Raw genomic sequence first — 25270 nt, forward strand, 5'->3', positions numbered from 1 at the left:
CGGCCCTCAATCAGGTCCTGTCGAATGCCACCAGGCGCAGAATCATCCCGTTCGGGAAATTCAGAACGACGTAGGGGGTGCCGTCGGGTCCGAGCATCACATCGCGAATGCGCCCCATGCCCTGAAGCACGGGATCCTCTCTAGTCACTTTGCCGGACTCGATGTGTACGAGTCGCAACTCCTGGTAGGCGAGGCTGCCTACCAGCAGTTGATTGCGCCAGGTGGCGAAGCGGGGGCCGTTGTAGAACGTGAGTGCTGACACGCCGATCGATGGCGTCCAGTGGGTTCTTGGCGGCTCCATGCCGTCCCGCTGTGTCTCGGTGCTGACGATGGTACCGTCGTAGTTGGTGCCAAATGTAACAGCCGGCCATCCATAGTTCGCTCCCTTGATGATGAGATTGAGCTCATCGCCGCCGCGCGGGCCGTGTTCAGTGGCCCAGACCTCGCCGGTCTGCGGATGCATGGTCAGGCCTTGAGGATTGCGATGACCATAACTCCAGATCGTCGGCACGGCGCCCGGCCGAGCGACGAATGGGTTGTCCTTGGGGATGCGTCCATCCGCGAAGATCCGATGAATCTTGCCGTACGGACTGGTCAAGTCCTGGGCTTGGTCCTGCTGCAACCGGTCGCCGACGCTGAAATATAAATAGTCGCCTTTGAAAGCGAGGCGCGAGCCATAGTGCGCTTCGGAGTTTAGATAGAAAGCCGGCGCTGCCTTGTAGATGACTTGTTGATCCACCCAGCGGTTATCTCGGATTCGTCCGCGCACGATGGCAGTCATCGAGCCTTGCGGCGTGGGATCGGCGAAGCTCAGGTAGATCCAGCCATTGTTGTGGTAGTCCGGATGCGCCTTTACGCTGTGCAGGCCGCCCTGACCGACGAACCTGACTTGCGGTGTGCCGGTGATGGGCCCGCTACGCTTGCCATTGTCGAAGCGCCACAAGTTGCCGCTTTTCTCGGCAGCGATGACGGTGTCCTGGTCCAGGAAATCCATCGACCATAACTCGCCCGACACTTCAGCCACTTTTTCCAGACGGAATCTTTCCCCGGCGGCGCTGCGGGCCTCGATGGGCATCTGATAGTCGATCGTGATGCCGTCGTTGCGACCGGGCTGATCGCTCAAGGTGAGCCGATCGAGATTGAAGACCCCGCCGCCTTCCATGCCGATGATGCACAGACGGTGCAGGCCGGTGAGCTGTTGCGACAGGCCGATGCGCTCGGTCCGAAATGTTTCCCAGCCGCCGGTCAGCGTGGTGATTCTTTCTCCCAGGTTGATGCGAGTGGCCGAATCGAAGTCGCGCCCGGCGAATGCAACGACGGCGAAGCGTCGCGGCGGCTCGCCGTCGCCTTTGGCGTATCGATACTCGATGCTTTTGACGCCGCTCAGATCGACGCCGTCGTAACAAAGATGACTGCCGCGATCGATGAATTGCAGAAAGCGGTCCGAACCGTGCTGCGTGATTGCATAGCCGGCGGAACGATCGGCTCGCAGCGCTTCAGCTTCGATCGTCGTGCCGACTCCGAATCGGGTTGAGTTTTCTGCACCCAGTGCTGAACTGGCGATCAAGGCGAGGGCGAGCAGAGCGCGCATGTCCATCGATCATCCCTGGTGATAGTCGCGGTATCCGCGACCATCGAGCATTGCGGGGCCGAACAGGCGGAGCCAGCGAAATGGGACGAATGGAGGATCGGCGTGACGAATGCCCGACCCTTGGCGAGTTCCGGCCGGCGCCGACTTCATTGCGAACCGACTTCCGCCTACAGAGCTTGCAACCCGATCGGATTGGGAGATTGGCTGCTTCTTCATTGTCTGGGCGGCAACTATCCTCCCTGCCTTCGTGCGAGCGCCGACTTCTGCCTGGCGTGAGCCGTTGCCTGCCGGTGGCGAATTTCGTGGCACGCGCGTGAGAAATTAATGCGCGAATCGCCTTTTCGTTGGCTTAATTTTTTGTGACACACGATTTGTTGCCAGCCGTGAATTTGTGTGTCAAATTCTTTTCGGTCACCGCTGCCGGACCGCAGGAAGGCAGTATCGAAGGGCTCGTTTGGTATAAGAGAGAGATATGCGACGACTGCGGGGTTCAGTGGGGGTTTTGGTTGGGGCGACCGCGTTCGCCACACTTGCCATGGCGCAGGGGCAGCCTGCTGCCGACTATTGGCAAGCGCCCTCCAGCACGGACAAAGAAGACTATGTGCGCGTGCCGATGCCAGCGGGCATTCAGGTCGTCAACAGCGAGCTCGAGGGCCCGGTGTTCGCCGACGCGAACGGCAAGACGCTGTACAGCTGGCCACTGAAGAATCTGCGCAACGGCGATACCGGCGACCGCAAGGACAGCGGCGTCTCCAGCTGTACCGACGAGGTGCAGAAAGTGACCTCCGGTCTCATGAGTCCGTATCCGGGCGGACTGTTGCTGCCTAACGTGGAGACTCGCAAGAGCTGCACGCAGGTGTGGCCTCCGTTGATTGCGCCGGCGGATGCCAAGCCCATCGGTTCGGGGCACAACCAGTGGTCCACCATCAAGCGTGCCGATGGCAAGCTGCAGTGGACCTTCGGCGGCTATCCTCTGTACACCTCCGATCTGGATAAGAAGCAGGGCGATGTGCTCGGCGGCTCCAAGATCCAGCGCCCTGGCGATTCGCCGGTGGCGCGCGTTCCGGTGGGACCGCCCGCGAATGTTCCGCCCGAGTTTGCCGGCACCGACGCCGACCCGAGTCGTTACGGTCCGCTGCAGACGGCGACTGGCCGGCTGCTCACCGATCACAAGGGTTTCTCCGTCTACACCTGGGATGGCGACGAGCCGAACAAGTCGAAGTGCACGCGCGAGTGCCTGAAAGACTGGACGCCAGTGACCGCGGCCGTCACGGCCCGGCCGAACGGCGAGTGGGGCATCATCGAGCGCTCGCCGGGCATCAAGCAGTGGACCTTCCGTAAGAAGCCTCTCTACACCTACGTGTTGGACCGGAGCACGCGCAGTCTGGTCGGCAGCGATGTGCCAGGCTGGCACAACGTCTACACCCAGCGCGCGATCACGCCGCCGAAGGACTTCACCGTGCAGGACTCGATTGCCGGGCAGGTGCTGGGCGATGCCAAGGGCATGACGGTCTACATCTATAACTGTGGCGATGACGCGCGCGACCAGCTCGCCTGCGATCACCCCGACACCGAGCAGGCCTATCGTCTGGCCATCTGTGGCAACAGCGATCCGAAGCTGTGCCTGGAAAGCTTTCCGTATGTGCAGGCTGCGCCGAACGCCAAGAGCGACAGCGGGCTGTGGAGCGTGATGCTGATCGACCCGAACACGGGCCGACGCGCGCAGCAGGGCCAGCAGGGCGCGTTGAGCGTGTGGGCGTATCGCGAGCGGCCGGTGTACACCTGCTCGCTGGATCGTCAGCCCGGCGATGCCAATTGCGATTCCTTCGGCGAGTTCAATGGACGCCGCAATGGTTATCGCGCGTTCTGGCTCAGGGACGATTTCGGCAACAGCGCCTACAGTTTCTAGTCGGAGGCTCCCCATGAGATGCACTCGCAAACAGATTTCGCTGACGCTCGGCGTCGCAACGGGTCTGGCTCTCGCAGGCCTCGCTAGCTCCGCCAGCGCGGCTCCGAAAGAGGAAAGCCTGGTGCTGCAGAATGGCACCATCGGCTATGTGATGACCGAGAGGGTCTGGGGCGTCTACGAGACCAAGGACGGCAAGGAAGAATGTCCGCAGGGCTTCAACGACGGCAATCGCGAAGAGTTCAAGAAGATCTTCCCCGAGGATGGCAAGCAGCGCACGGTGGTCGAGACGCAGCTCAAGCGTGAAGGCGAGCAGTGGCATCCGCAGACGGCGACCTACAAGATGCCGACCAAGGACGTGCAGGGCAAGATTTCCTACGGCTTGAACCTGGACGGCAAAGTCGGCCCCAACGATTTCGTCAGCCCCGAGGGCGAGAAGGGCATCGACAATCAGCTGTATCGCGCCAACGGCTGCATCGCCGGCTATCGCGAAGGCGGCTCGTTCGCGCACTTCGAAAACCTGTTCATGAAGTCGAGCGAAGACAGCCGCGTGCTGATCGAGATCACCGGCATCGACGATCTGAACAACGACGACGATGTCACGATCACGACCTATCGCGGCCTGGAAAACCTGCTGACCGACGCCACCGGCGACGCCTTCGTGCCCGGCGGCACGCAGCGGATCGACATGCGCTGGGGCAAGCGCTACATCAGCAAGGCGAAGGGCAAGATCGTCGACGGGACCTTGATCTCCGAGCCGATGGACACGCTGCTCATTCCTTGGGGTCGCGGTGTGTCGTACCAGTACCAGGTGTTCCGCGGCGCTCGTTTCAAATTGAAGCTGACGCCGGAAACCGCCGAGGGCCTGCTGGCAGGCTACGCCGATGTGGACAGCTACACGCTGCGTAAGAACGAGGGCTGGTCCACGCACCACCAGAGCTACGGGCAGTTCTCATCGATCACGCAACGTCAGGCGATGAATCGTCTCGCCGACGGCTATCCCGATCCGAAGACTGGCAAGAACACCGCGATTTCATCGGCGTTGCGAGTGAAATTCACACAGGTCTTCATCCAGCGTCCCGATCAGGAGCTGGTGAGCAAGCGCTGAAGCGGCGCCGCGCGGCTGATCGAGCCGCCGGCAGCTCCACACGGTATATCGATGGTCGGCTCACGCGCGAGCGCGCGGGGCAGCTGACGGTCTGGCGTGCACCATGGATTCAGCATGGTTGCAGAGCAGGGGGAAGGCAGAGTTGAGCGCTACACCGGAAACATCCCAAATGTCCGCATCGAGCAGGCGTACCACGCTGCTCGCCAGTCTCGGCGGTGCGCTCGAGTACTACGACTTCATCATCTACGGAATATTCGCGGCGGAAATCGCTCGCGCCATCTTCCCGGCATCTTCCTCGCTGGTTTCGTTGATGGCGTCGTTCGGCGCCTTCGCGGTCGGCTACGTGGCGCGACCGCTCGGCGGCATCGTGCTGAGTCATTTCGGCGATCGCTTCGGTCGCCGGAAAGTCTTCGTCATCTCGCTGCTCGGCATGTCGGGCGCGACGCTGGGCATGGGCCTGGTGCCTTCCTACGAATCGTGGGGCCTTGCGGCGCCCATGCTGATGGTGTTCCTGCGTCTGCTGCAGGGATTCTGTCTGGGCGGCGAGTTGCCGGGCGCGATTACTTACGTGGTGGAAGTCGCGCCGAAGCGCGCTGCTTTCACTAGCGGCTTCGTGTTCTTCTGTGTCATGGGCGGCGTCGTGGTCGCGACCCTGCTCACTCTGTTGATTCAGAACGTCATGACGCCGGAACAGGTGGCTACGTACGGCTGGCGCATTCCGTTCTGGATCGGCGGCGGACTGGGCCTGCTGGGTTTCTGGGTACGCCGCTCGCTGGAAGAATCGCCCGAGTTCGAGCGCGTCAAGAAACAAACGTCGACGAGCCCGTTCCGCGAACTGGTGCGGACTCACCCGCGCGCGGTGTTGATCGGCATCGGCCTGGTGGCATGCACGGCAGCGTTCAACGGTCTGCTGTTCGCCTACATGCCCGCCTATCTGAAAACCGTTTTGAGCGTCGATCCCGACAAGGCGATCGTGGCTCAGAACGTAGCATTGATCGTCCACAGCTTTGCGTTGCTGGCGACGGCGTGGCTCGGCAGTCGCATCGCCCCGCGCCATCTCATGACGGTCGGCACGTTGCTGTTCACGCTGTTCTCCTTCGCGTGGTACGACGCCATCGTCGCCAGTGGCTCGAATCCGTGGCTGCCGCTCGTGTTGGGCGGCGTCGCGGCCGGGTTGTTCAATGGGTCGTTTGCTTTCCTGATCGCGGACCTGTTTCCGACGCGCATCCGCTTCACGGGCATCGCGCTGGTGCTCAACGTCAGCATGACCTGCTTCAGTGGCGCGGCGCCGCTGGCTGCAACCGCGTTGATTCGCGAGACGGGATCGTTGTCCGCGCCTGCATGGTTCATGACTGCGGCGGCGTTGATCGGCCTCGTGTCGAGCCTGTTCGTCAAGCGCCATGGCGGCCAGATGGATCGCGATGAACAGCGTGACGATGAAGTTCCGCCAGCAACGGTTTCGGTTCCGGCGAGTGCCGGCTGATCGCTTCAGAGTAGAAGGTAACGACATGCACAAAGTTCTCAAGGCAAGCCTGACGGCCGCATTCCTGGCAACGGCAGCACTGAATCCGACGCTGTCCAGCGCGGCCAGGCCCGCCGCCTCTTCGCAGCTGGTCGAGTTCGAGCTGATGACCTGGCCCGAAGTGAGGGATGCGCTTGCTGCCGGCAAGACGACCGCTCTGATCTACACCGGTGGCGTCGAGCAGCGCGGTCCGCAGAACGCCAACGGCGGCCACAATCTGATGGCGCGCGGCATCGTCAAAGCGATCGCGCAGAAGCTCGGCAACGCCATCGCGATGCCGGTGCTGCCGCTCACGCCGAACAATGCCAGCGCGCAGCTGCCTGGCACGATCGGTCTGACGCCCGATCTGCTGGAAGCCGTGCTGGAGCGCATGACGGAACAGTCGATCGCGACCGGCTTCAAGAACGTGGTGCTCATGGGCGACCACGGCGGCGGCCAGGGTGAGGGCGACAAGAACGTCTATCGTCGGGTGGCGACCAAGTTGAACGACAAGTACAGCGCGCAGGGCATTCACGTGTTCTATTGCGACGAGGTGTACATGCCGGCGAACACGGCGTTCGATAAGGAAGTCGCCGCGCAGGGCTATCCGGCCAGCCTGCACGGCGGCCTGACCGATACATCCATTATGATGTACCTCGACACGGACGGCACTTACGTGCGCAAGAAGCTGCTGAAAGACGCAGTGGGCATTCCGGTCGGTGCAGACGGCAGGCCGCAAGCCACCGACGATCCGAAGCTGAAGAACGGCATCGTCGGCGACGGCCGTCGCTCGAGCGCCAAGCTCGGCAAGCGCGCCTTCGATCTCAAGGTGGAATACGCGGTGAAGCAGATTCAAGGCTTCATTCCGCCGTCGACCTAACGTATCGCCGGAGCACGCGCATGGAGAACGGGACCCCCGTCATCGATGAGATCGATCGCAGGATTCTCGTTCTCTTGCAGAGCGATGCGTCGCTCCCGTGCAGCAAGATTGCGTCCGAAGTCGGTCTGTCTCAACCGCAATGCTGGCGTCGCATCCAGCAGTTCAGAAGAGACGGCTGGATTTCGGGCGTGGTCGCGTTACTCGATCGCACCAAGCTCGGCGTCGGCACGCAGCTGTTCGTGCACATCAGAGTCGCCAGAAAGGATCCCACCAGTCTCGCGGAGTTCTCGCGAGCCATCCGCGAGTTGCCGGAAGTGCTCGAGTGCCACGCGATTCTGGGGGCCTTCGATTTCATGTTGCGGGTGGTCGTGCCGGATCTGGATGCCTACCACCGCTTTCATTTCGACAAGCTCGATCACGTGCCGCACGTGTGCGAGGTGCGTTGTATGGCGTCGGTGGCTGAGGTCAAGTACACGACCTCGCTGCCGCTCATGTAGCGAGTTGCAGCACGCCGCCAAACCGCTGCAGGGCATCTTCGTCGACCCGCGGCAGCTCGTCATCCAAGCGCGAGCCTTCGTTCGATAGATACATTTCCGCGGACTCGAAGACGTAGCCGTAAAGATAGCGGCACAGCTCGTACGCTCGGGTGCCGACCCAATCGACGGGCAGCAGCGATGTCGGCAGCACCGGATCGCGCAGCAGGATCTTGCGGTACTCGTGGATCAGCAGAGTGCGGATGAGGAAGGCCGTCAGCGGCGCGGGGCGAGAAGAGGAAGCCGCGGCCGCTGCGATAGGCTCGAAGGCAGCGAGCATCTTGCGATATCGCTCGGTGAGCTCTCGTAGATCCCAGCTTTCTGCGGCGAAGCGCTGATCCGCCTCGGCATCGTCGCAGCGAGCTTCGAAGATGTGGGCGAGCGGTGCGTACGGCGTATCGGCGAGCTGATCTCGAGTGTTCGCAGCGCTGCGTGTCGGATGCGTCATGATCCCCGGCATGGGCTGACCGAAGCCCAGCCACGACAGCTCCTTGCGCAAGGCCTCTTTGCCCTCGGTGTCGCCCGGCGGCAGCAGCACCAAGGTCCACAGTCCGCGCCAGCGATCGGGGCCCGCCGCATAGATGCGTCGGGTTGCATCGGCAAAGCGCTCGAGGCCGCGAGCCGACAAGCGATACTCGCTGTGCCGGCCGTAACGCATGCCACTGAGCCAGCCGTCCTGCGTCAGGCGTTGTACCGAGGTTCGCACCAGCCTCTCGGTGATCCCGAATGGGCTGCACAGCTTGATCAGGCTGCCCAGCGAAATGGCGCCGCCTCTCGGCGCGATCGCATCCCCGAAGATAGTAATTATCAACGACCCGCCTCGCAGTGGTCGCTGGCGACGAAATTCCGTCGTCAATTCGCGTGTCTTTGCATCAATTTCCGATGACATGACAGTTTTGTTGTTGGTATTTCAAAATGAGCTCTGGACCCCGTGGACGACACAACCAGCGCGCAAAAAATGATGACACACAAAACATCGCCGATGGCAGGTTTCCGTGTCGCCTTCGCCGTGGCGGCTACTGCATTGCTGGCCGCTTGCAGTGGCGGTGGCCCCAAGGGAGACGCCGCGAGAGGCGAGACGCTGTACGCACAGTGCGCCGGTTGTCACAAGGCGCAAGAGAACTTCACGGGGCCGATGCACTGTGGCCTGGTCGGCCGCAAGGCCGCCAGCGTGCCGGATTTCCCTTACTCCGAAGCGATGCGCAGCTCCGGGCTGACGTGGGACGTGAAGACGCTCGACGAATTTCTCACCTCACCCATCTCCTATGTGCCTGGCACGATGATGGGCTTTGTCGGCTTTCACGATGCGCAGGATCGAGCCGACCTGATTGCATATTTACAGCGTGTTGGCAGCGATCCCGCCATCTGTCCGCCGAAGTAATGCGACAAATGGCCGGTCTGCGCAAAATTATCGTGAGTGACGGCCGGCGCTGAAGAGATTCTTTGCGAGCATGCTGCCGCCAGGCAATTTCCTCGCAAGTCGCATTTACGGATTAAATGACACACGAAGTATTGAGTTGGAAAATTTTGTGTGTCACATTCGTTCCGAAGTCATATGCTGGCCGGAGACTCTCTACCCAGCCGAAACCGGAGAAACGGATACGTGCGTGACTCGAGTCAGGGGGAAAAGGCCAGGCGTTGGCCTTTGATCGCGGGTGGCGTCGCTGCTGTCGCAGCGGTGGCTACCGTGGTCTTCCTCACAAGGGAGCCTTCGCTGCCGCCCAGTGCCGGTAGTCCCGCGCGCGTCAGATTGATGACCGGCACGCAGTTCGCGAATTCCATCCATTACATGTTCGGGCCAAGCATCGATGTCGGCTCGGCGTTCGCTCCGTTACAGCGTGTCGACGGCCTGCTGGCGCTGAATGCGTCGCAGGTGAGCGTCACGATGGGACAGATGCAGGACTTCCAGCGAGCGGCGGTGTCGATCGCCTCGCAGGTGATGAGCGACGGCAATCTGGATCGCGGCGTTCCTTCTCATCGAGATGCACTGGTTCCCTGTCAGCCAGCGTCTGCGACGCAGCCGGATGACGAGTGCGCGGCGACCTTCGTTCGCCAGGCCGGACGGTTGCTGTTCCGTCGTCCGCTCAGCGAACAGAAGGTGGCCGAGCTGGTCGGCAATGCCCATCAGGCGTCGGAATCTCTCAACGACTTCTACGGCGGCTTGCAGGTCGTGCTGGAAAGCATGCTGATCAATCCGCAGTTCCTGTTGATCGAGGACTCCACCGAGCCCGATCCGGATCGACCCGGCCAGCGCCGCCTGGATGGTTATGGACTGGCGTCGCGGCTCAGTTTCCTGTTGTGGAATTCCGTGCCTGACGAAGAGCTGCTCGATGCCGCCGAGAAGGGCGAGCTGTACACCAAGCGCGGCCGCAAGCGCGAAGTGGAGCGAATGCTCGCCAGCCCGCGTCTGGAGAACGGCGTGCGTGCGTTCTTCGACGACATGTTCGGCTTCGATCATTTCGATTCGCTGACCAAGGATCCGCAGCAATATCCAACGATCACCGGTGCGACGCTGCAGGACGCCCGCGAGCAGACCTTGCGTACCGTCGTAGAGCATCTGCTCCACAAGAACGCGGACTATCGCGATCTGTTCACGACTCGCTCGACATTCATTTCACGCGCACTCGGTCCCGTGTATCACGTGGGTGCCGCGCCGGGATGGACTCCTTACGAACTGCCTGCCGACAGCGGTCGTGCTGGCATCCTGACGCACGTCAGCTTCCTCACGTTGCACGCGCATCCTGCGCGCAGCTCGGCGACCTTGCGTGGCAAGGCACTGCGTGAAGTGTTCCTCTGTCAGAAGGTGCCGCCACCGCCGCCGGATGTCGACTTCTCGGCGGTCGAAGATCCCGATTCGAGCTTGAAGACCGCACGCGAGAAGCTGGAAGTCCATCGCACCAATCCGTCGTGCGCGGGTTGTCACAAGATCACGGATCCGATCGGACTGACGCTGGAAAGCTTCGATGGCGCCGGCCAGTTCCGCACCACCGAGAACGGCGCGCAGATCGACTCGAGCGGCGAGCTGGACGGCCAGCCGTTCAAAGACGCGGTGGGCTTGGGCGAGGCGCTCAGGAACAGCCCGGCGTTGCCGACCTGTCTGGTGAAGCAGGTGTACGGCTATGCCACCGGCGGTCCGGTCAACCATCGCGATCCGATGCTCAAGATTTTCGAACAGGACTTTGCCGAGGCCGGTTATCGCGTGGTCGATCTGCTGCGCGAGATCGCGCTGAGCGAAGCGTTCTCGCGAATCGTTCCGGGCCCGGCGGCGCCGGGCAAGAATCAGGATCCTGCGGCGCCGACCGAGGAGATCGAAATCGAGATGCTCACTGCCTTGCATTGAGCGAGCTGGGATTATGCAGCGATTTTACGGGGAATGATTATGAAACGGCCCATCACAAGACGACGTGTGCTGCGTGGCATGTTGGGTGGCGCCGCGGTGAGCGTCGCGCTGCCGCTGCTCGATTGTTTCCTCAACGGCAATGGCACTGCGCTGGCCGATGGCAAGCCGCTGCCGGTGCGCTTTGGTACGTGGTCCTGGGGCTGCGGCATGAGCAAGTCGATTTTCGTGCCGAAGAAGCTCGGCGCGGATTACGACCTGCCCGAGGAGATCGTCTCCTTCAAGCCGGTGCGTCAGCACATCAACCTGCTCACCAACTTCAATGGCTTTCGAGACGCGGCGCCGAACCTGTGCCATTACACAGGCTGGGTGATTCAGCGCGCCGGCACGCCGCCGATGACCAACTTCGATCGCCCCGGCCAGACCATCGATGTGACGGTGGCACGCAGGATCTCCGCCGGCACGCGCTATCAATCCTTGAGCGTGACTGCCACGAGCGACGAGCGCGATACGCTCAGCTATGAGAACGCCACCACGGTCAACACAGCGATCGCTTCGCCGCTGGCGCTTTACGAGAAGCTGTTCGGCGCGGGCTTCCAGGATCCCAACGCACCGGAGTTCAAGCCGGACCCGATGACGATGGTGCGCAAGAGCGCGCTGTCGGGCGTGCTGGAAGATGCCAAGAAGATGCAGGCGAGCGTGGGCGCGGCCGACAAGCAGCGCCTCGATCAATACTTCAGCTCGCTGCGCGATCTGGAGCGCCAGTTCGAGCTGCAAATTACGCGGCCCGAGCCTCGTGAGGCGTGCGTGGTGCCGACCAAGAAATCGGTCGAGCAGGCGATCACCGGCATCGACGCGGAGCATGTCGCGGCTCGTCACAAGATCATGACCGATCTGCTGGTGATGGCGGTGGCCTGCGATCAAACGCGCGTGTTCAACATGCTGTACTCCAAGCCGTTCTCGGGCACCACCAAGAATGGCTACGACAAGCCTCATCACACGGCGACTCACGAAGAGCCGATCGATGAGAGCGTGGGCTATCAGCCGAACGCGTCGTGGTTCACGCGTCGCGCGATGGAGAACTGGGCGTACTTCGTCGAAGCGTTCTCCAAGGTGAAGGAAGGCGACGGCACGTTGCTGGACAACATCCTCATCTACGGCACCACCGATCAGTCGTTCGCCAAGATTCACTCCATCGATGGCCTGCCCATGCTCACGGCGGGCCGTGCGGGCGGCAAGATGAAGACCGGTCTGCACATCGACGGCAAGGGTTCGGCGAGCACACGCATGGGTTACACCGCGCTGAAACTGATGGGTGTCGATGTGCAGTCGTGGGGCACTCAGTCGAATACCACCTCGCAGGAGATCGGCGAGATCCTCGCCTGATCGGCAACGAGAAAGGAGCGGCGATGCGACACTTCATTTCCATCCTGGCTGTTGGCGTCACAGCGGTGTGCGGCGTCGAGGCTGCGTCCGCTGCTGCTCCTGCCGCGCCGGCCGTCAAGGAAGAATACGTTCGCGCCCCGATGCCGCCGGGCATCCAGGTCATCGTCACCGAGCTCGAAGGCCCGGTGTTCGCCGATGCCAACGGCAAGACGCTTTATAAGTGGCCCTATCAGTCATTGCGGGCCGGCTATGTCGGCGATGAGAAGGGTCGCTCCGCGTGCACGACCAAGGTGAGCAGGACCAGCGAAGGTCTGTTCAGTCCGTATCCGCCGGGGCTGGTGCTGCCGCATCTCGACACGCGCCCGAGTTGTGCTGCGATGTGGCCGCCGGTGACCGCGCCCGCTGACGCCAAGCCGGTCGACAAGTGGACCGTGATCAAGCGACCGGACGGTTCGAGCCAGTGGGCCTATGACGGGCAGGCGTTGTACACGTCCGTGCTCGATCGCCAGGCGGGCGATGTGCTTGGTGGCACCAACCGCGATCAATTGAAACAAATGGCCGGCCGCTATCCGGTCGGACCGGCGCCGAAGATTCCTCCGGGCTTCAGCGTCGTGACCACGTTCAATGGCCGCCTGATGGTCAATGCCGATGGTTACTCGGTATATGTCTCCGATCAGGATGGTCCGGATAAATCCAATTGCCGCGCAAGTTGTGAGGACACGTGGAAGCCGATGCTGGCGCCCGCGCTGGCCAAGTCCGATGGCGAGTGGACGATCGTCGAGCGCGCCGCCGGCGTGCGTCAGTGGGCTTTCCGCAAGAAGCCGCTGTACACGTACAACCGTGACACCAGCCTCTACAGCCAGCAGGGCTCCGATGTACCAGGCTGGCACAACGTCTACACGCAGCAGGTCGCAGCGCTGCCCAAGCCGTTCCAGCTGATCGACACGCAAAAGGGCGTTGCGGTTGCGGACGCGAAAGGCAAGGCGGTGTACGCGTACTTGTGCTCGGACGACTCATTCGATCAGTTGGCCTGCGACTACCCCGGCTCGCCGTCCGAATATCGAATCGCCATTTGCGGTGGCGGCGATATCGACCGTTGCCTGAAGAGGTGGCCGTACGTGGTCGCGGATGCGAATGCCAAGAGCGACAGCAAATTGTGGTCGGTGATCGAGATCGAGCCGCGCTCGGGTCGTCTCGCGACTGCCGGTGAATCGGGTGCGCTGCGCGTGTGGGCCTATCGTGGTAGTCCGCTCTACACCTACGCCGACGACACCGAGCCTGGCGATGTGAGAGGCGACCAGGTCGGTGAGATGTACGGTCAGCGCAATGGGTTCACGGTGCTGTGGGTGCGAGACGACTTCTCGCACAGCGAGACCTGAGCGATTCCGGGGGAACGATGCAGAATTCATTCCTTATGCAGGTTGGATGGCGTGCGCTCACTGCGGCGGCGACGCTCGCGGCGGCGCCTGCGATTTCTTTCGCCGCCGACGGCACGGCGCCTCCGGATGGGCGCATCGCTTACGTCACCACCGACATGTACTGGGGCGTCTATCAGACGCCCGATGGCAAGGCGGAGTGTCCCGAAGGCCTCAACAAGTACGGCCCGCGCGAAGTGTTCTCCAAGCTGTATCCGAAGGGCGGCACCGAGATCGACACGCGCCTGGCGCGCGAAGCGTTGAAGTACTACCCGGAAGATTCGAAAGACAACTTTCCCATGCCGGAAGCCCGCGGACCGATCGCGATCGGCTTGAATCTCGACGGCAAAGTCGGTCCGAACGACTTCACCAGTCCCAGCGGCGAGCGAGGCATCGACAACGCGTTGTATCGCGTGATCGGCTGCAGCCCGCAATTTCGTGGGCCGGAAGGACAGTTCCGCTTGTTCGGCAATCGTCTGGTCCGGCAGCTGACTTACAACCGCTCGATCATCGAGATCACCGGCGTCGACAGTCTGCTGAACGATGACTCGGTGCAGGTGACGATTCTGCGAGGCCTGGACCCGCTGCTCACCGATGCCGGCGGCGACAAGATCATGCCGGGCGGCACCCAGCGCGTCGACAACCGCTTCAGCAAGCGTTTCCACAACACGCTCAAGGGCAAGATCGTCAACGGCGTGCTGGAGACGGAAGCGAAGGATGTGACCTGGCCGTGGGCGGTGTTCTTCGGCAACACCAACGAATACAAGTTTCGCGGCATGCAGTTCAAGTTGCAGCTGACCGAGGAGGGCAGAGCGGAAGGCTTGATGGCCGGCTATGCGGATGTCGATACTTACTACCGCACGGTGATGGGCTGGTCGACGCACCACCTGTCCTACGGTCAGCTCGACCCTTCCGGTTTCTGGCGCAAGCTGTGGCAACACGCCGACGGGTATCCCGATGAGAGCGGCAAAATGACGGCCATCTCCTCGTCGGTGAACATTTACATGGTGCAAGTCTATCTGGATCGCGGCGAGCCCAATATCACTGTCTCTCAGTCTCGCTAGCCGACGAAATCATCCCACTCAATTGAATGTCTGCGCCGGCTATGGAGCCGGCGCCTACCCCCGGTTTGCTCTAAAACATGGGGGCGACGAGCCGATCGGGGTGTTTCGAAGTCAACGGAGCCTGACGAAGCGGAAAAAGTGCATGCAGTGTTGTGAATCAGACATTGGCTGAATTCGATGCAGGGAAATGAAATGAGCGTTGGTAACAGAGATAGCGCGCACGGTGCGCTCACTCCGTTGACACTAGCCGCGACAAACGCGGGTAGAATGCGCACGAATTGCCCACCGTCGAGCGCGACGGCACAGACAATCGACTACAACCAGATCGCTTCCCGGTTCTATCACGACCTGTCGCTCAGCAAGCAGCTGGCCATCGCGGGCACCGAGATCCAGCTGTTCTTGAACGTGGCGAATGTGCTGGATGAGCAGCCACCGTTGGTCGCGAGCGCGAAGCCGTCGCTGATGTCAACCAACCCACAGCTGTATGACACGAGCGGTCGCGCCCGCGAGGGCGGCGTGCGGTTCGAGTTTTGAGTTCGTAATGATTTTTCAAGGACGCCAACCAATCTCTTAAGGGGAGAAAGTCCGAATGACGATGATGATGGAAAGAAGCTCAATCCTGCGGCGGCAGGATTGCACGGTGGCCGTCGCCGTGCGTCGTACGCTGGGGGTTGCTGGCAGCACGCTGCTGGCGCTTACATCGCTGGCCGCTGGCACAGCGATGGCACAAGAGGCACAGGACGCACAGAGCGTCGGTGTGCTGCAAGAAGTCACTGTGACCGGCACGCGCATCGTGCGTGACGGCTACGAAGCTCCCACGCCAGTCTCAGTGCTGGGCTCGGAGCAGCTCGAGAAAATGGCTACCACCAACCTCGCCGACTCGGTGAACCGTTTGCCGGCGCTGTCGGGTGGCCGTAGCTCGCACAACTATTCCGGTAACGTCAGCTCCGGCACCGCCGGCATCAACACCTTGAACCTGCGCGGCTTGGGCGCCAACCGCACGCTGGTGTTGTTGGATGGCAAGCGCATGGTCCCGGCCACGCTGGGCACGGGCGACACCGCCACCGGCGCGCCGGACGTGAACGCCATTCCGACCGCACTGATTCAACGTATGGAAATCGTGACCGGCGGTGCGTCCGCTGTGTACGGCTCCGATGCGTTGGCCGGCGTGGTCAACTTCATCCTCGATAAGGAGTTCACTGGCATCAAGGGCACGGCCCAGTACGGCCAGAGCACCTATCACGACGGCGACAGCCAGCTGTACTCGCTGGCCATGGGCACGCCGTTCGCCGATGACCGCGGCCACCTGTTGCTCAGCGCCGAATGGACCGGCTCCGACGAAATCCGCGGCAACAATCGTCCGTGGAACTCCAAGGGCTATCAGCTCATCAACAACCCGACTTACACGCCGACCAACGGCCAGCCGGCGCTGATCCATGTGTATAACGCGGGCTTGGGTCAGGCCACGCGTGGCGGTTTGATCCGCGGATGCTACGGCGTGGGCTCCAACACTGTGTCGACCTGCGGCCTGAGTGGCACTGACTTCGTCGAAGGTGGCCAGCCGTTGCCGTTCAACTTTGGCAACATCATCAGCAACCCGTACATGTCGGGCGGCGATTGGGAGCGTTCGCGCACCTACAACGAACAGTCGCTGACGATGCAGATGGAGCGCAGCACCGCGTTCGGCCGCGCCAGCTTCGACGTGACCGACAACGCGACAGTGTATGGCGAGCTGGGTTATTCGAAGACGCGCGCGATCAACCACCATGCGCTGCGCACGTTCGATTTCAATCTGCAGATTTCGCGCAACAATCCGTACCTGCCGGAAGATATGCGGGACTACATGGACGCTAACGGCTATGACCGGCTCGCGTTCGGCACGATCAACGGCGACCTGCCACCGGTGCAAGGCGACAACACGCGTACCTTCAAGCGCTACGCGCTCGGTGCCGAAGGCAGCCTGGAAATCGGCGGCGACGAGTGGTCGTGGGATATCTACGCTCAGCGCAGCACCACCGAGGCGTTGCAGACAGCGCCCGGCAATCGCATCAACGACAACTACTCGCGTGCCATCAACACCACTCGTGACGCGTCGGGCCGCATCGTATGCGCTCCCCACCCTACGCTCGCAGCCGATCCCGCGTGCTTGCCGTACAACCCGTTCGGCGTGGGCGTGAACTCGCAAGCGGTGATCGACTACATCACCGAAATGGGCTGGGCCGAGCAGGAGCTGACGCAGGACGTGGTTGCGGCCAGCGCCAGCGGCACGCCGTTCGAGTCTTGGGCCGGTCCGATCTCGGTGGCATTCGGTGCCGAGCATCGTCGTGAGAAGGTCGAAGGCGTCGCCAGCGAGCTCGACGAGGCGAGCAAGTTCTTCGCCGGCAACTGGCATGCATCGCACGGCAGTTACAATGTGACGGAGGCCTTCCTCGAGACGGTCGTGCCGTTGGCGAAAGATCTGCCCTTCGCGCAGGCGCTGGACTTGAACGCTGCTGCTCGTTGGACGGACTACAGCACTTCCGGCGACGTGGTGACGTGGAAGTTGGGCGCGACCTGGCAGCCCATCGATGACGTTCGCTTCCGTGTGACTCGTTCGCGCGATATCCGTGCTCCCAGCCTCGGCGATCTGTTCAATGCAGGCCAGAGCGGCGGCAGCAACTTCAACGATCCGCGGGTGACTCGGGCGGAGCGCCAGTATCTGGTGACCAGCGTCACCACCGGCAATCCGAATCTGGTGCCTGAAGAGGCGGATACCCTGGGTGTCGGCGTGGTGTTCTCGCCAAGCTTCGTCCCGGGCTTCACGATGTCGCTCGACTACTACCATATCGAGATCAACGGCGCGATTGCGTCGCTCGGTGCGCAGAACATCGCCGACCGCTGCGAGGCTGGTGCTACCAATCTGTGCCAGTACGTGATTCGTGACCCTGCGCAGGACGACAAGATCATCACCGTGATCAACCAGCCGCAGAACATCTTGGGTCAGGTCGCTGCTGGCTACGACCTCGAGATGAGCTACCGCTTGCCCTTCGGACCTGGCGACCTCGAGTTGCGTGCTTTGGGCACGTACTTCGACAAGCTGGAGACCCAGGACAGCAACGGTCGCACCGTCGACGGCTCCGGCATGAATGCCGGCGGCGCCGGCGTCGGCTTCGGCAACGCGCTGATCTCACCGAAGTATCGTTATCTCGTGTCCGCTTCCTATAACTGGGATCCGGTCACGACGACGCTGACGATGCGCGGTGTCAGCTCGGGCAGGTACAACAACAACACGTTCATCACCTGCACCGAGGACTGCCCGCCGTCCACGCTGAACAATCCGACCATCAGCAGCAATCACATCGATGGCCGGAGGTTACTTCGACCTTGTTCGTTTTCAACGGCAAAGCTTGCTCGACACGGGCGCACAGCTTGTTTCTTTTTCATTCGTTCGAGAACCCTGCTGAACACGGAACCTGCGCTGGTTTCCGGTACCCGCAACGGCGGTTACTACAACGGCCAGGACAACGCCGATTATTACGACCGTCTGGGTCGTTACTATCGCGCGGGTGTTCGCTTCCAGTTCTAAGAGCTGGTGATTGCGCAGACGGGGCGGGCGGTAACGTCCGCCCCGGACTGCCAGATGTTGTGATGTCCGTTCCATCGTTGCGTAGCTGGAGTCGAATCGCATGAGATCTCATCGTCTGCTTGCTGGCCTGCTGGCCGGTCTCCTGACCCTTCCCGCGCTGGCCGCCGGCCCGGATTCGGTTCGCTCTTCGGCGCTCGCCGACAATGGCTTGAAAAAGGAAGATTTCCCGCGCTGGCAAAAGGTCGCGCCGGACGCTTATATCTTCGAGGGCGTGCACTCTCCGGATACCAGCGGTGCCATCTTCACCACGGTTTCGCTCGTGGTGATTACGAAGCAGGGCGTGCTGGTGGTCGACGGCCAGGGCAGCGTGCCCGAGAGCCAGCAGCTGATCGATCAGATCAAGAAAGTTACATCCCAGCCCATCAAGTATGTGGTGGTTGGCTCCGACCACGGTGACCATACCGCCGGCAACGCGGCTTTGACGGCTGCGTATCCCGATGCTGTGTTTGTTGCAACCGCCTTCTCGAAAGAGGCGCTTGCGAAAAACAAGAACGCCGCGGTGCCGACGAAGTTGGTGAAAGATCGCGAGACGATCAAGTTGGGTGGCACCGAGGTTCAAGTGCTGAACCTGGGGCGCGCACATACTGGCGGCGATCTGGTGGTCTATCTGCCGGCCAGCAAGGTTTTGTTCATGAGCGAGGTGTATCTGCGCGGCCTGTTCCCCGCGATGCGCAGCGCTTATCCGAGTGAGTGGATTGCGACCATCGACAAGGCATTGGCGATGGATGTTTCCTTGTACATCCCCGGTCACGGCTTCACCGATGGTCCGGCGGTGATGAAGCAGGATCTCGTCGAGTTCAAGAAGGCGATCGAGGCCGTGATGGTCGAGTCGAAGCGCCTGCACGCGGCGGGTTTGAAGTGCGAGTCGCCGAGGGAGTGTCCGGCGATGGAACAGGCGAACTGGGGTCCGTATCAGAAGTGGCCGGCGAGCGGCAGTCAGGGCCCCGTGGCGGTTGCGAAGGTTTATCAGGAGCTGGAAGGCAAGCTGCCCTGAGCAAATTCGGCGTGGGATCTAAAACTAGATCCCACCCGACACTCGCAGCACCGTCGCATTCACATAGGACGCCTCGTCCGAAAGCAGCCACAGCACAGCGGCAGCAATTTCCTCAGGTTCACCGACACGCCCGCTCGGGATTCGCGAGACGACACGAGCGGGGCGGTTGGGCTCACCGGCAGCCGCGTGGATGTCGGTGAAGACGGTGCCGGGCGACACCGCATTGATGCGGATGCCCTTGGGTGCGAGCTCCTTGCCTAGACCCACCGTTAGCGCTTCGACCCCCGCCTTGGTCGCGGCATAGTGCACGTATTCACCAGGCGCGCCGAGCGTCGCGGCAATCGAAGAAACATTGACCATGCGGCCGGCGGTGCCACGCGCCAGCCAGCGTCGCGCTGCCTCTTGAGCGAGCCACATGGTGCCCAGGAGATTGACTTCGGTGGTTCGTCGCAGCGTATCGACGGTTGCAGCGACGAACGAACCAATGGGGCCCGTGATGCCGGCATTGTTGACCACCATGGAGACCGGACCCAAGCGCGCTTCGATGGCATCCATCAGACTGCGCGCTGACTCCGGGGCGGCGACGTCCTGACGAACGGCAAATGCGACTCCGCCTGCACCGGTAATCTCCTCGACCAGCGCGAGGGCCGCCTGCTCGTTCGATTGATAAGAGAAGCCGACGGCGATGCCGCGAGCCGCCGCGCCGCGCACGATCTCTGCCCCGATCCCGCGACCACCGCCCGTGACGACCAACACATGCGAATTCATGGACGAGTCCCTGTGAGATGAGTGTATGCCGCTTGCACGGCGACCATGTCGAAGGTCCCGCGATCGAGTGCCACGGCTTGGCCGTACAGGCGGCGACACGTTTCGATGAGTGGAGTGGCTGCGCTTGCGGCGCCAGTCTCATCCAGGATCAGATCGACGTTCTTCAAAACGTCGGCGAGCGCCGCTTGCGGCGCCCAGTCCTGTGCTGCGAGCTTTGCGGCCTTCACTTGCGATACCGGATTCGCCATGGGAGTCACGGCGAGCACGTCGCGTAGAGCGTTCGCGTCGATGTTCGCGCGCTCGGCGAAATGAAATGTTTCGACCAGGCCCGTCACCATGACGATCATGAACAGGTTGACTGCCAGCTTCATCCTCAGGCCGCCGGGCACCGGACCGCAGTCGAAGGTTTCGCGGCAGATCGGGCCGAGCAGCCGCCTGGCGACAGCAACATCCGCCGGATCGCCGGCGACCATTGCGACCAGCTGCCGCTCCTCCGCTGGCTTTCGAGAGCCCGATACGGGCGCTTCCACGTAGCGTCCGCCGACAGCGCGGATGTCCGCAGCCAGCGCGCTGGAATATTCAGGCGACGCCGTGCCGGTGTTGATGATGAGGCGGCCTTGCAGACGCTGCTTGAACTGCGGGCCGCCGCGACCGAGCACTTCGTCGATGGCGGCTGGCGTTGCCAGCATCATGACGAGTGTCTCGCACGCATCGAAGATTGCATCGATATCGATCGCGACCGTGGCGCCAGCCTCGACGATGCGCTCGGTCTTGCCGGACGTTCTGTTCCACACCATGAGAGGTGTGCCCGACAGCGACAGATTCGCCGCCATCGGTTGTCCCATCAATCCCAGACCCAGAAAGCCGATGCGACTGCGCGGCGAAACATCTTCATTCATCACGAGCTTGAGCGCGTCTGCTTGCAACCGAGGATGCAAAGATCATGGAAGCATCGATGCTTCATTGCAAGCAAACGCATCGTGATAATGAGGCTGCTGCAAACATTTATGATGCGTGCGCTGGCAGGATCAATTTTTTGTTATTGCTGGTGTGATTTTTCCAGCCAATGATCTCGTGCAGGTCGCGGTGATTTGAAATGTGCAGACACAGTTGCGGGTCAATTGAGCCGTTACACCTCACAGCGAACATCGAGACGCGAGCGATCGATCCGTCAGGATGGCACCGGGCCGCAATACGTTGAATGTCACGCCGGACGCGCGTTCGTTGCGTGCATCGACTACCACCGCGTGCTGAGCAATATCGCCGGTCATCTCGATGCTGCGTTCTCAGAAGATGGCCTGCATCCCAATGTCGCTGGCTACGCCCGCATGAGGCAGGCGTTGCAAGCCTGCGCGACGGTGTCTCGCTTGACACGATACAAAACAAGTTGCAACCTCAGCTACGCTCAACAGCGCTACCAGGGAAGGCCAGAAGAATGAGTCACCGGGAATTTTCCGTAGTTTCGGCGCCCATGCGTTTTCTCATGTGCAGAATTCAACGCCGTAGATCCTTTACTGCGCTTGCCTGCGTCCTCTATCTAGCGTTCCCGCAAACTGCACTGGCATGGGATGGCGCAGTGGCGGGTTACCTCGCAGGAGCTGATGTCGCCGACGGTCCCAGTTACGCATTCCGAATCGATCTGCAAGGCTCGCCAGCCATGTGCGGCGGCACGGCCACTTGGGCGTACATCAACACGGACAATCCAAACTACCATGTGTACGTTGCGGCGCTGCTAGCCGCCAAGGCGTCCGGGGCTCACGTAACCGTCTATTCAACTCGTGATGCGGGCACCGGCTATTGCCGAATCGGTTACGTACGGACGACGACTTAACGAGAGGAGATCTGTTGAGCTGCAGTGGGGCAGGCCTTCGTATCGATCAAATTGAAGGCGCATTCAGGAGGGTCGTTCCACCGTTGCCGCGGCACACATAGCTAGTGCTATGGTGCCGGGCTTGGATTCGGGTCTAGTTGCCGCCGGCAGCCACAGCGCTGTCGGCTTCGCGAAACTTGCGAATGATCCGGTCCTGGATCCATTGCTTGCTCCACCAGTCCACCGGCGTCACCGCGTTGCCATTGAGCAGCATGGTGAAGTGCAAGTGATCGCCGCCGGCCATGCCGGTGGCGCCGGTACGGCCCAGGTCCTGACCCGCCGTGATTGGGTCGCCGACTTTGACGCCGATGGAGGACAAGTGCGCGTACAGCGACTGCAAGCCCATACCGTGATCGACGATCACGCAGTTGCCGTAGATGCCCAGCCAGCCCGCGAAGACGACAGTGCCGGCATTTGAAGCATGCACCGGCGCATTGGAGGTCGACGCCAGATCGAACCCGAGATGGGTTTGCTGGTCGACCGACTGGTCGCGATAGATGTAGCTGCGTTGATCGGCGAAGCCCGCCTCGACCGCGGTATTGGCGAGCTGCTTGAACGTGTCTTTCCACAGCACGCGCGGCGCGGAGTGGCTGGCGAGCTCGGTGATGGTCGCATTGTTCTGCCGGCGCAAGTCCCGGTTGATCGCCAGGAACGAGGCGAGCAGATCGGCGGGATCCTGCACCTTGAAGTCGGCGGTGTTCTGCAGGATCGCAGGCACGACCTTGCCCAGGAAGCGGTCATCCAGCCCGATGCGGCTCTGGCGGAAACGCTTCGGGATCACCCGGTAGTCGAAGCTGGCGCGGCTTTCGTTGCCGTAGTCGTCGCGCGCAAACAGGCTGATCGGGGTGGCCGGATCCTGATCCCACAGCAGCGCGAAGAAGGCCACATGCAGGTCGGGGCTGGCACCGGCAATTCCGGCGCCGGCGGCGGGATACCCCGGATATTCCTTGTCACCGACGCGCACGCCGGACTTCGCCCCGGCGGTGGTGCGATACACGACCACTTCCGAGCCGCCCTGGTTGATGAAGTGATGCACCGACTGTACGCCAATCTGCGGCGGCGTCAGGTGAACCTCGAACTCGTGGTCCGCCGCACCGGAGGCGGTCCGCAATCCAAAGAACACCGGGCCGGAGGCGCTCACGACGATGCGAGCGTTACCTGCCTGCAGTTCGGGCACATCCTGTTTGCCCACCGTTCGAGTGACGCGGACCCGATCCGGCAGCGGCGTCAGCTGCGCAGCCGACGCACTGTCGCTCAGGCTGAACAAGGTCGCCTTGCGTTCGCCATTTTGCTCGAGCCACACATCCAGCTGCTGCAAGCGCTCGCGCGGCGTGGCCACCTCGACCGTCAGCTGGCCGCTTTGCCCGACGCCCTTGGTGGGCTCGAGGATTTCGACCGTCGGGCCGGGCAGGGTGCCCGCGTAATACCAGACACCTCCGGCACCAGCTGCGAGCAGCACGAGCAGGACAAGAAACGTTCGCATCGATCAACCCCGATTCACCGGTTGGAATGTTACCGGGCCCGATTGTGGCAGCTTGTGTGACTCGAATCAGCTACAGGATCCCGCAGGTCAGCTCGACGGCTGGGTCACGACGAACCCTTGCTCGAGCGCGATCGTGAGTTGCGAGCCCGCCTGCAGCAGCACTTCCGAGCCGGTATTTTTTGCCACTACCGCGCCGGCCGCACCGCCCAGGATGCCGCCGATCACCTTGCCCTTGGTGCCGTGCTTGATCTGATGACCGATCACCGCGCCAGCGGCGGCGCCACCGAGGATCTTCGCGGCGTCGGCGCCTTTCTCGCTTTCGCCCAGCTGCTGCAGCTCGCCGCGAATGGGCATCTGCCGGCCATCGGCCAGCTCGAGTTGATCGAAGCGCAGGCCGAGCGCCGGCACCGCGCCAATCTGGCTGCTGCCAGAGACGACTTCAGTGACCGTTCCGGTGACACGCGAGCCTTCGGGCGCAACCAGACGATCGCCGCTGCGCAATGCCGTCGCCAGGCGCGCCTCGAATCGATCGCCAACCTTGGCGGTTTTGGTAGTGACGTCGGACGTAAGCGCCACGACGAGTTGCGTACCGGCGCGAATTTCCACGGGTACTTGTACTGGTGCGGTGACCGGCGGCGGCGTCGGGTTCTGAGCAACGGCAGCCGGGCGTGATTCAGCGGCCTTCTTGGCGGCCGCGCGCTTTGCGGCGGCTTCATCGGCAGCTTTCTTGGCTGCCGCGACCTTCGCCGCTTCTCGTTCAGCTGCTTCAGCCTCGGCACGGCGCTGCGCCTCCTGCTCGGCTTCCTTGGTCTTGATTTCGGCCTCGCGCTGGGCGAGCTGCTGCTCTCGCGCTTCGAGTTCGGCTGCCTTCGCAGCCGCCGCATCAGGCGTATTGGCCGCTGCAGGGGCGGCGTCCTGGCGGCCGCAACCGGTCAGCGCAACCGCCATCACGCAGGTGGCCAGATACATACCCAAGTGCTGAGATTTCATCGGGAAAATCCTTCAGCGGCGTTGGCCGCGTTATGACAGTGACGCACAAATTACGTCATCGAGACGGTGCGTCCCGACACGCATTTCACAGATTCTCGAACCGGGTCGATACCAGCCGGCATCTCGAAATCGTCTCAGGCGATTGACGATGTCGCTGAGGGCCGACGGCGCCCCTTTGTTTCCTACAGTCGCAGGTTGCGCCGACCGAACTCCTCGGCAGAGGAGTGGGCCGATGCCGGGTTGCGGATCAGCTCGAAATAGCGGAGCCGCTTGTAGACTGCATAGCTCGCTTCGATGAACGCGGCCACGAAGCCGCGCGAGCCGTCCAGAAACGCGAGCCGCAACAGGTAGTCCTTGCTGAAGATCGCCGCGAATACGAAGGGACATTCCCACAGCCGCGTGGGTCGGCCGCGATCGCGCCAGTCGAGCATCTTCAGCTCCGCATAACGCAGCAGCTTGCATTGACGATGTACGAGGGTGGGATTGTGGTCGTGGTAGACCGGGGCGCGAAAGCGGGTGACGTGCCCGGTGAATTCCAGCGATTCATGCACACGCACGTCGCGCCAGCGGGCACGTCGTCGATGATACAGACGCGTGATCTTTTCTCGCGCCATGGGCCGATACCAGCGCATCGGCGCGCCCATGAACCAGGAGGCGCGAACCAACGTCGCGCCAGCACTCTCCGAAGCGAGCAGGGCGGGCAGATGACGCATCATTTCGCCGACCAGTTCGGCGACAGATACTCGTCCGCGTCGAGATACAAGATCCAGTCGTGCGCCGCCTGGGTCGCGCCCTGTCTCTTATACACATCTCCGAGCC

The 25270-nt window shown here is 62.1% G+C and carries 21 protein-coding genes; 14 read left to right on the forward strand and 7 right to left on the reverse strand.

The window, feature by feature from the left end:
* Positions 1 to 10 precede the first annotated feature (10 nt).
* Positions 11 to 1597, reverse strand: a complete 1587-nt coding sequence (locus D0550_RS18080) for a PQQ-dependent sugar dehydrogenase (protein ID WP_116810584.1) — start codon at positions 1595 to 1597, stop codon at positions 11 to 13.
* 466 nt (positions 1598 to 2063) lie between these two features.
* On the opposite strand from D0550_RS18080, the gene D0550_RS18085 reads away from it, so the two are divergent.
* From D0550_RS18085 to D0550_RS18105, 5 genes are all read left to right on the forward strand, one after another.
* Positions 2064 to 3500 (forward strand): COG4315 family predicted lipoprotein, encoded by a 1437-nt coding sequence (locus D0550_RS18085; protein ID WP_116810585.1) that lies wholly within the window; start codon positions 2064 to 2066, stop codon positions 3498 to 3500.
* Between the two features lie 13 nt (positions 3501 to 3513).
* The gene (locus tag D0550_RS18090) at positions 3514 to 4605 is read left to right on the forward strand and encodes a hypothetical protein (protein WP_206606382.1); all 1092 of its coding nucleotides are present in this window, start codon (positions 3514 to 3516) and stop codon (positions 4603 to 4605) included.
* Positions 4606 to 4774: 169 nt separating this feature from the next.
* A complete protein-coding gene (locus D0550_RS18095; protein ID WP_206606383.1) occupies positions 4775 to 6088 on the forward strand; it encodes an MFS transporter in 1314 nt (437 codons plus the stop codon).
* Between the two features lie 25 nt (positions 6089 to 6113).
* On the forward strand, positions 6114 to 6986 hold the full coding sequence (locus D0550_RS18100) for a creatininase family protein (protein ID WP_161965907.1): 873 nt from the start codon (positions 6114 to 6116) through the stop codon (positions 6984 to 6986).
* Between the two features lie 20 nt (positions 6987 to 7006).
* Positions 7007 to 7483, forward strand: a complete 477-nt coding sequence (locus D0550_RS18105; RefSeq protein WP_116810587.1) for an Lrp/AsnC family transcriptional regulator — start codon at positions 7007 to 7009, stop codon at positions 7481 to 7483.
* On the opposite strand, the gene paaX is transcribed toward D0550_RS18105, so the two are convergent.
* Complete coding sequence (gene paaX, locus D0550_RS18110) at positions 7476 to 8408, reverse strand: phenylacetic acid degradation operon negative regulatory protein PaaX (protein ID WP_116810588.1); 933 nt, start codon at positions 8406 to 8408, stop codon at positions 7476 to 7478. The two genes, D0550_RS18105 and paaX, sit on opposite strands and share 8 nt — an antisense overlap.
* A 69-nt stretch (positions 8409 to 8477) precedes the next feature.
* Here paaX and D0550_RS18115 point away from each other — a divergent pair, with 69 nt between their 5' ends.
* From D0550_RS18115 to D0550_RS18150, 8 genes are all read left to right on the forward strand, one after another.
* The gene (locus D0550_RS18115; protein WP_206606384.1) at positions 8478 to 8900 is read left to right on the forward strand and encodes a c-type cytochrome; all 423 of its coding nucleotides are present in this window, start codon (positions 8478 to 8480) and stop codon (positions 8898 to 8900) included.
* 222 nt (positions 8901 to 9122) lie between these two features.
* Positions 9123 to 10859 carry a DUF1592 domain-containing protein gene (locus tag D0550_RS18120; protein ID WP_161965908.1) on the forward strand — a complete coding sequence of 579 codons (1737 nt, stop codon included), beginning with the start codon at positions 9123 to 9125 and terminating at the stop codon, positions 10857 to 10859.
* A 39-nt stretch (positions 10860 to 10898) separates the two neighbouring features.
* Positions 10899 to 12242 carry a DUF1552 domain-containing protein gene (locus D0550_RS18125; RefSeq protein ID WP_116810617.1) on the forward strand — a complete coding sequence of 448 codons (1344 nt, stop codon included), beginning with the start codon at positions 10899 to 10901 and terminating at the stop codon, positions 12240 to 12242.
* Between the two features lie 23 nt (positions 12243 to 12265).
* On the forward strand, positions 12266 to 13621 hold the full coding sequence (locus tag D0550_RS18130) for a COG4315 family predicted lipoprotein (protein WP_116810591.1): 1356 nt from the start codon (positions 12266 to 12268) through the stop codon (positions 13619 to 13621).
* 17 nt (positions 13622 to 13638) lie between these two features.
* Positions 13639 to 14721, forward strand: a complete 1083-nt coding sequence (locus D0550_RS18135; protein ID WP_153067222.1) for a hypothetical protein — start codon at positions 13639 to 13641, stop codon at positions 14719 to 14721.
* A gap of 267 nt (positions 14722 to 14988) precedes the next feature.
* The gene (locus D0550_RS18140; protein WP_116810593.1) at positions 14989 to 15255 is read left to right on the forward strand and encodes a hypothetical protein; all 267 of its coding nucleotides are present in this window, start codon (positions 14989 to 14991) and stop codon (positions 15253 to 15255) included.
* A 55-nt stretch (positions 15256 to 15310) separates the two neighbouring features.
* Positions 15311 to 18286, forward strand: a complete 2976-nt coding sequence (locus tag D0550_RS18145; protein ID WP_116810594.1) for a TonB-dependent receptor plug domain-containing protein — start codon at positions 15311 to 15313, stop codon at positions 18284 to 18286.
* 100 nt (positions 18287 to 18386) lie between these two features.
* Positions 18387 to 19340: an MBL fold metallo-hydrolase gene (locus tag D0550_RS18150; protein ID WP_116810595.1), complete on the forward strand. Its 954-nt coding sequence runs from the start codon at positions 18387 to 18389 to the stop codon at positions 19338 to 19340.
* A gap of 24 nt (positions 19341 to 19364) precedes the next feature.
* Here the strand turns inward: D0550_RS18150 and D0550_RS18155 are convergent, their stop codons facing one another.
* Together D0550_RS18155 and D0550_RS18160 are read right to left on the reverse strand one after the other, a co-directional pair.
* Entirely contained in the window at positions 19365 to 20108 is a 744-nt protein-coding gene (locus D0550_RS18155) for an SDR family NAD(P)-dependent oxidoreductase (protein ID WP_116810596.1), read from the reverse strand.
* Positions 20105 to 21007 carry an NAD(P)-dependent oxidoreductase gene (locus tag D0550_RS18160; RefSeq protein ID WP_116810618.1) on the reverse strand — a complete coding sequence of 301 codons (903 nt, stop codon included), beginning with the start codon at positions 21005 to 21007 and terminating at the stop codon, positions 20105 to 20107. Before D0550_RS18160 ends, D0550_RS18155 begins: the two co-directional genes overlap by 4 nt.
* A gap of 677 nt (positions 21008 to 21684) precedes the next feature.
* Here D0550_RS18160 and D0550_RS18165 point away from each other — a divergent pair.
* The gene (locus tag D0550_RS18165) at positions 21685 to 21939 is read left to right on the forward strand and encodes a hypothetical protein (protein WP_116810597.1); all 255 of its coding nucleotides are present in this window, start codon (positions 21685 to 21687) and stop codon (positions 21937 to 21939) included.
* A gap of 133 nt (positions 21940 to 22072) precedes the next feature.
* Here D0550_RS18165 and D0550_RS18170 read toward each other — a convergent pair whose 3' ends face one another.
* The 3 genes from D0550_RS18170 to D0550_RS18180 all read right to left on the reverse strand — a co-directional run bounded on the left by D0550_RS18170 (position 22073) and on the right by D0550_RS18180 (position 25167).
* Positions 22073 to 23461: a M23 family metallopeptidase gene (locus D0550_RS18170; RefSeq protein WP_116810598.1), complete on the reverse strand. Its 1389-nt coding sequence runs from the start codon at positions 23459 to 23461 to the stop codon at positions 22073 to 22075.
* Between the two features lie 87 nt (positions 23462 to 23548).
* Positions 23549 to 24451 carry a glycine zipper 2TM domain-containing protein gene (locus D0550_RS35545; protein WP_116810599.1) on the reverse strand — a complete coding sequence of 301 codons (903 nt, stop codon included), beginning with the start codon at positions 24449 to 24451 and terminating at the stop codon, positions 23549 to 23551.
* A 182-nt stretch (positions 24452 to 24633) separates the two neighbouring features.
* Entirely contained in the window at positions 24634 to 25167 is a 534-nt protein-coding gene (locus D0550_RS18180) for a glycosyltransferase family protein (protein WP_116810600.1), read from the reverse strand.
* Positions 25168 to 25270 lie beyond the last annotated feature (103 nt).

It is taken from the genome of Steroidobacter cummioxidans, from assembly GCF_003104955.1.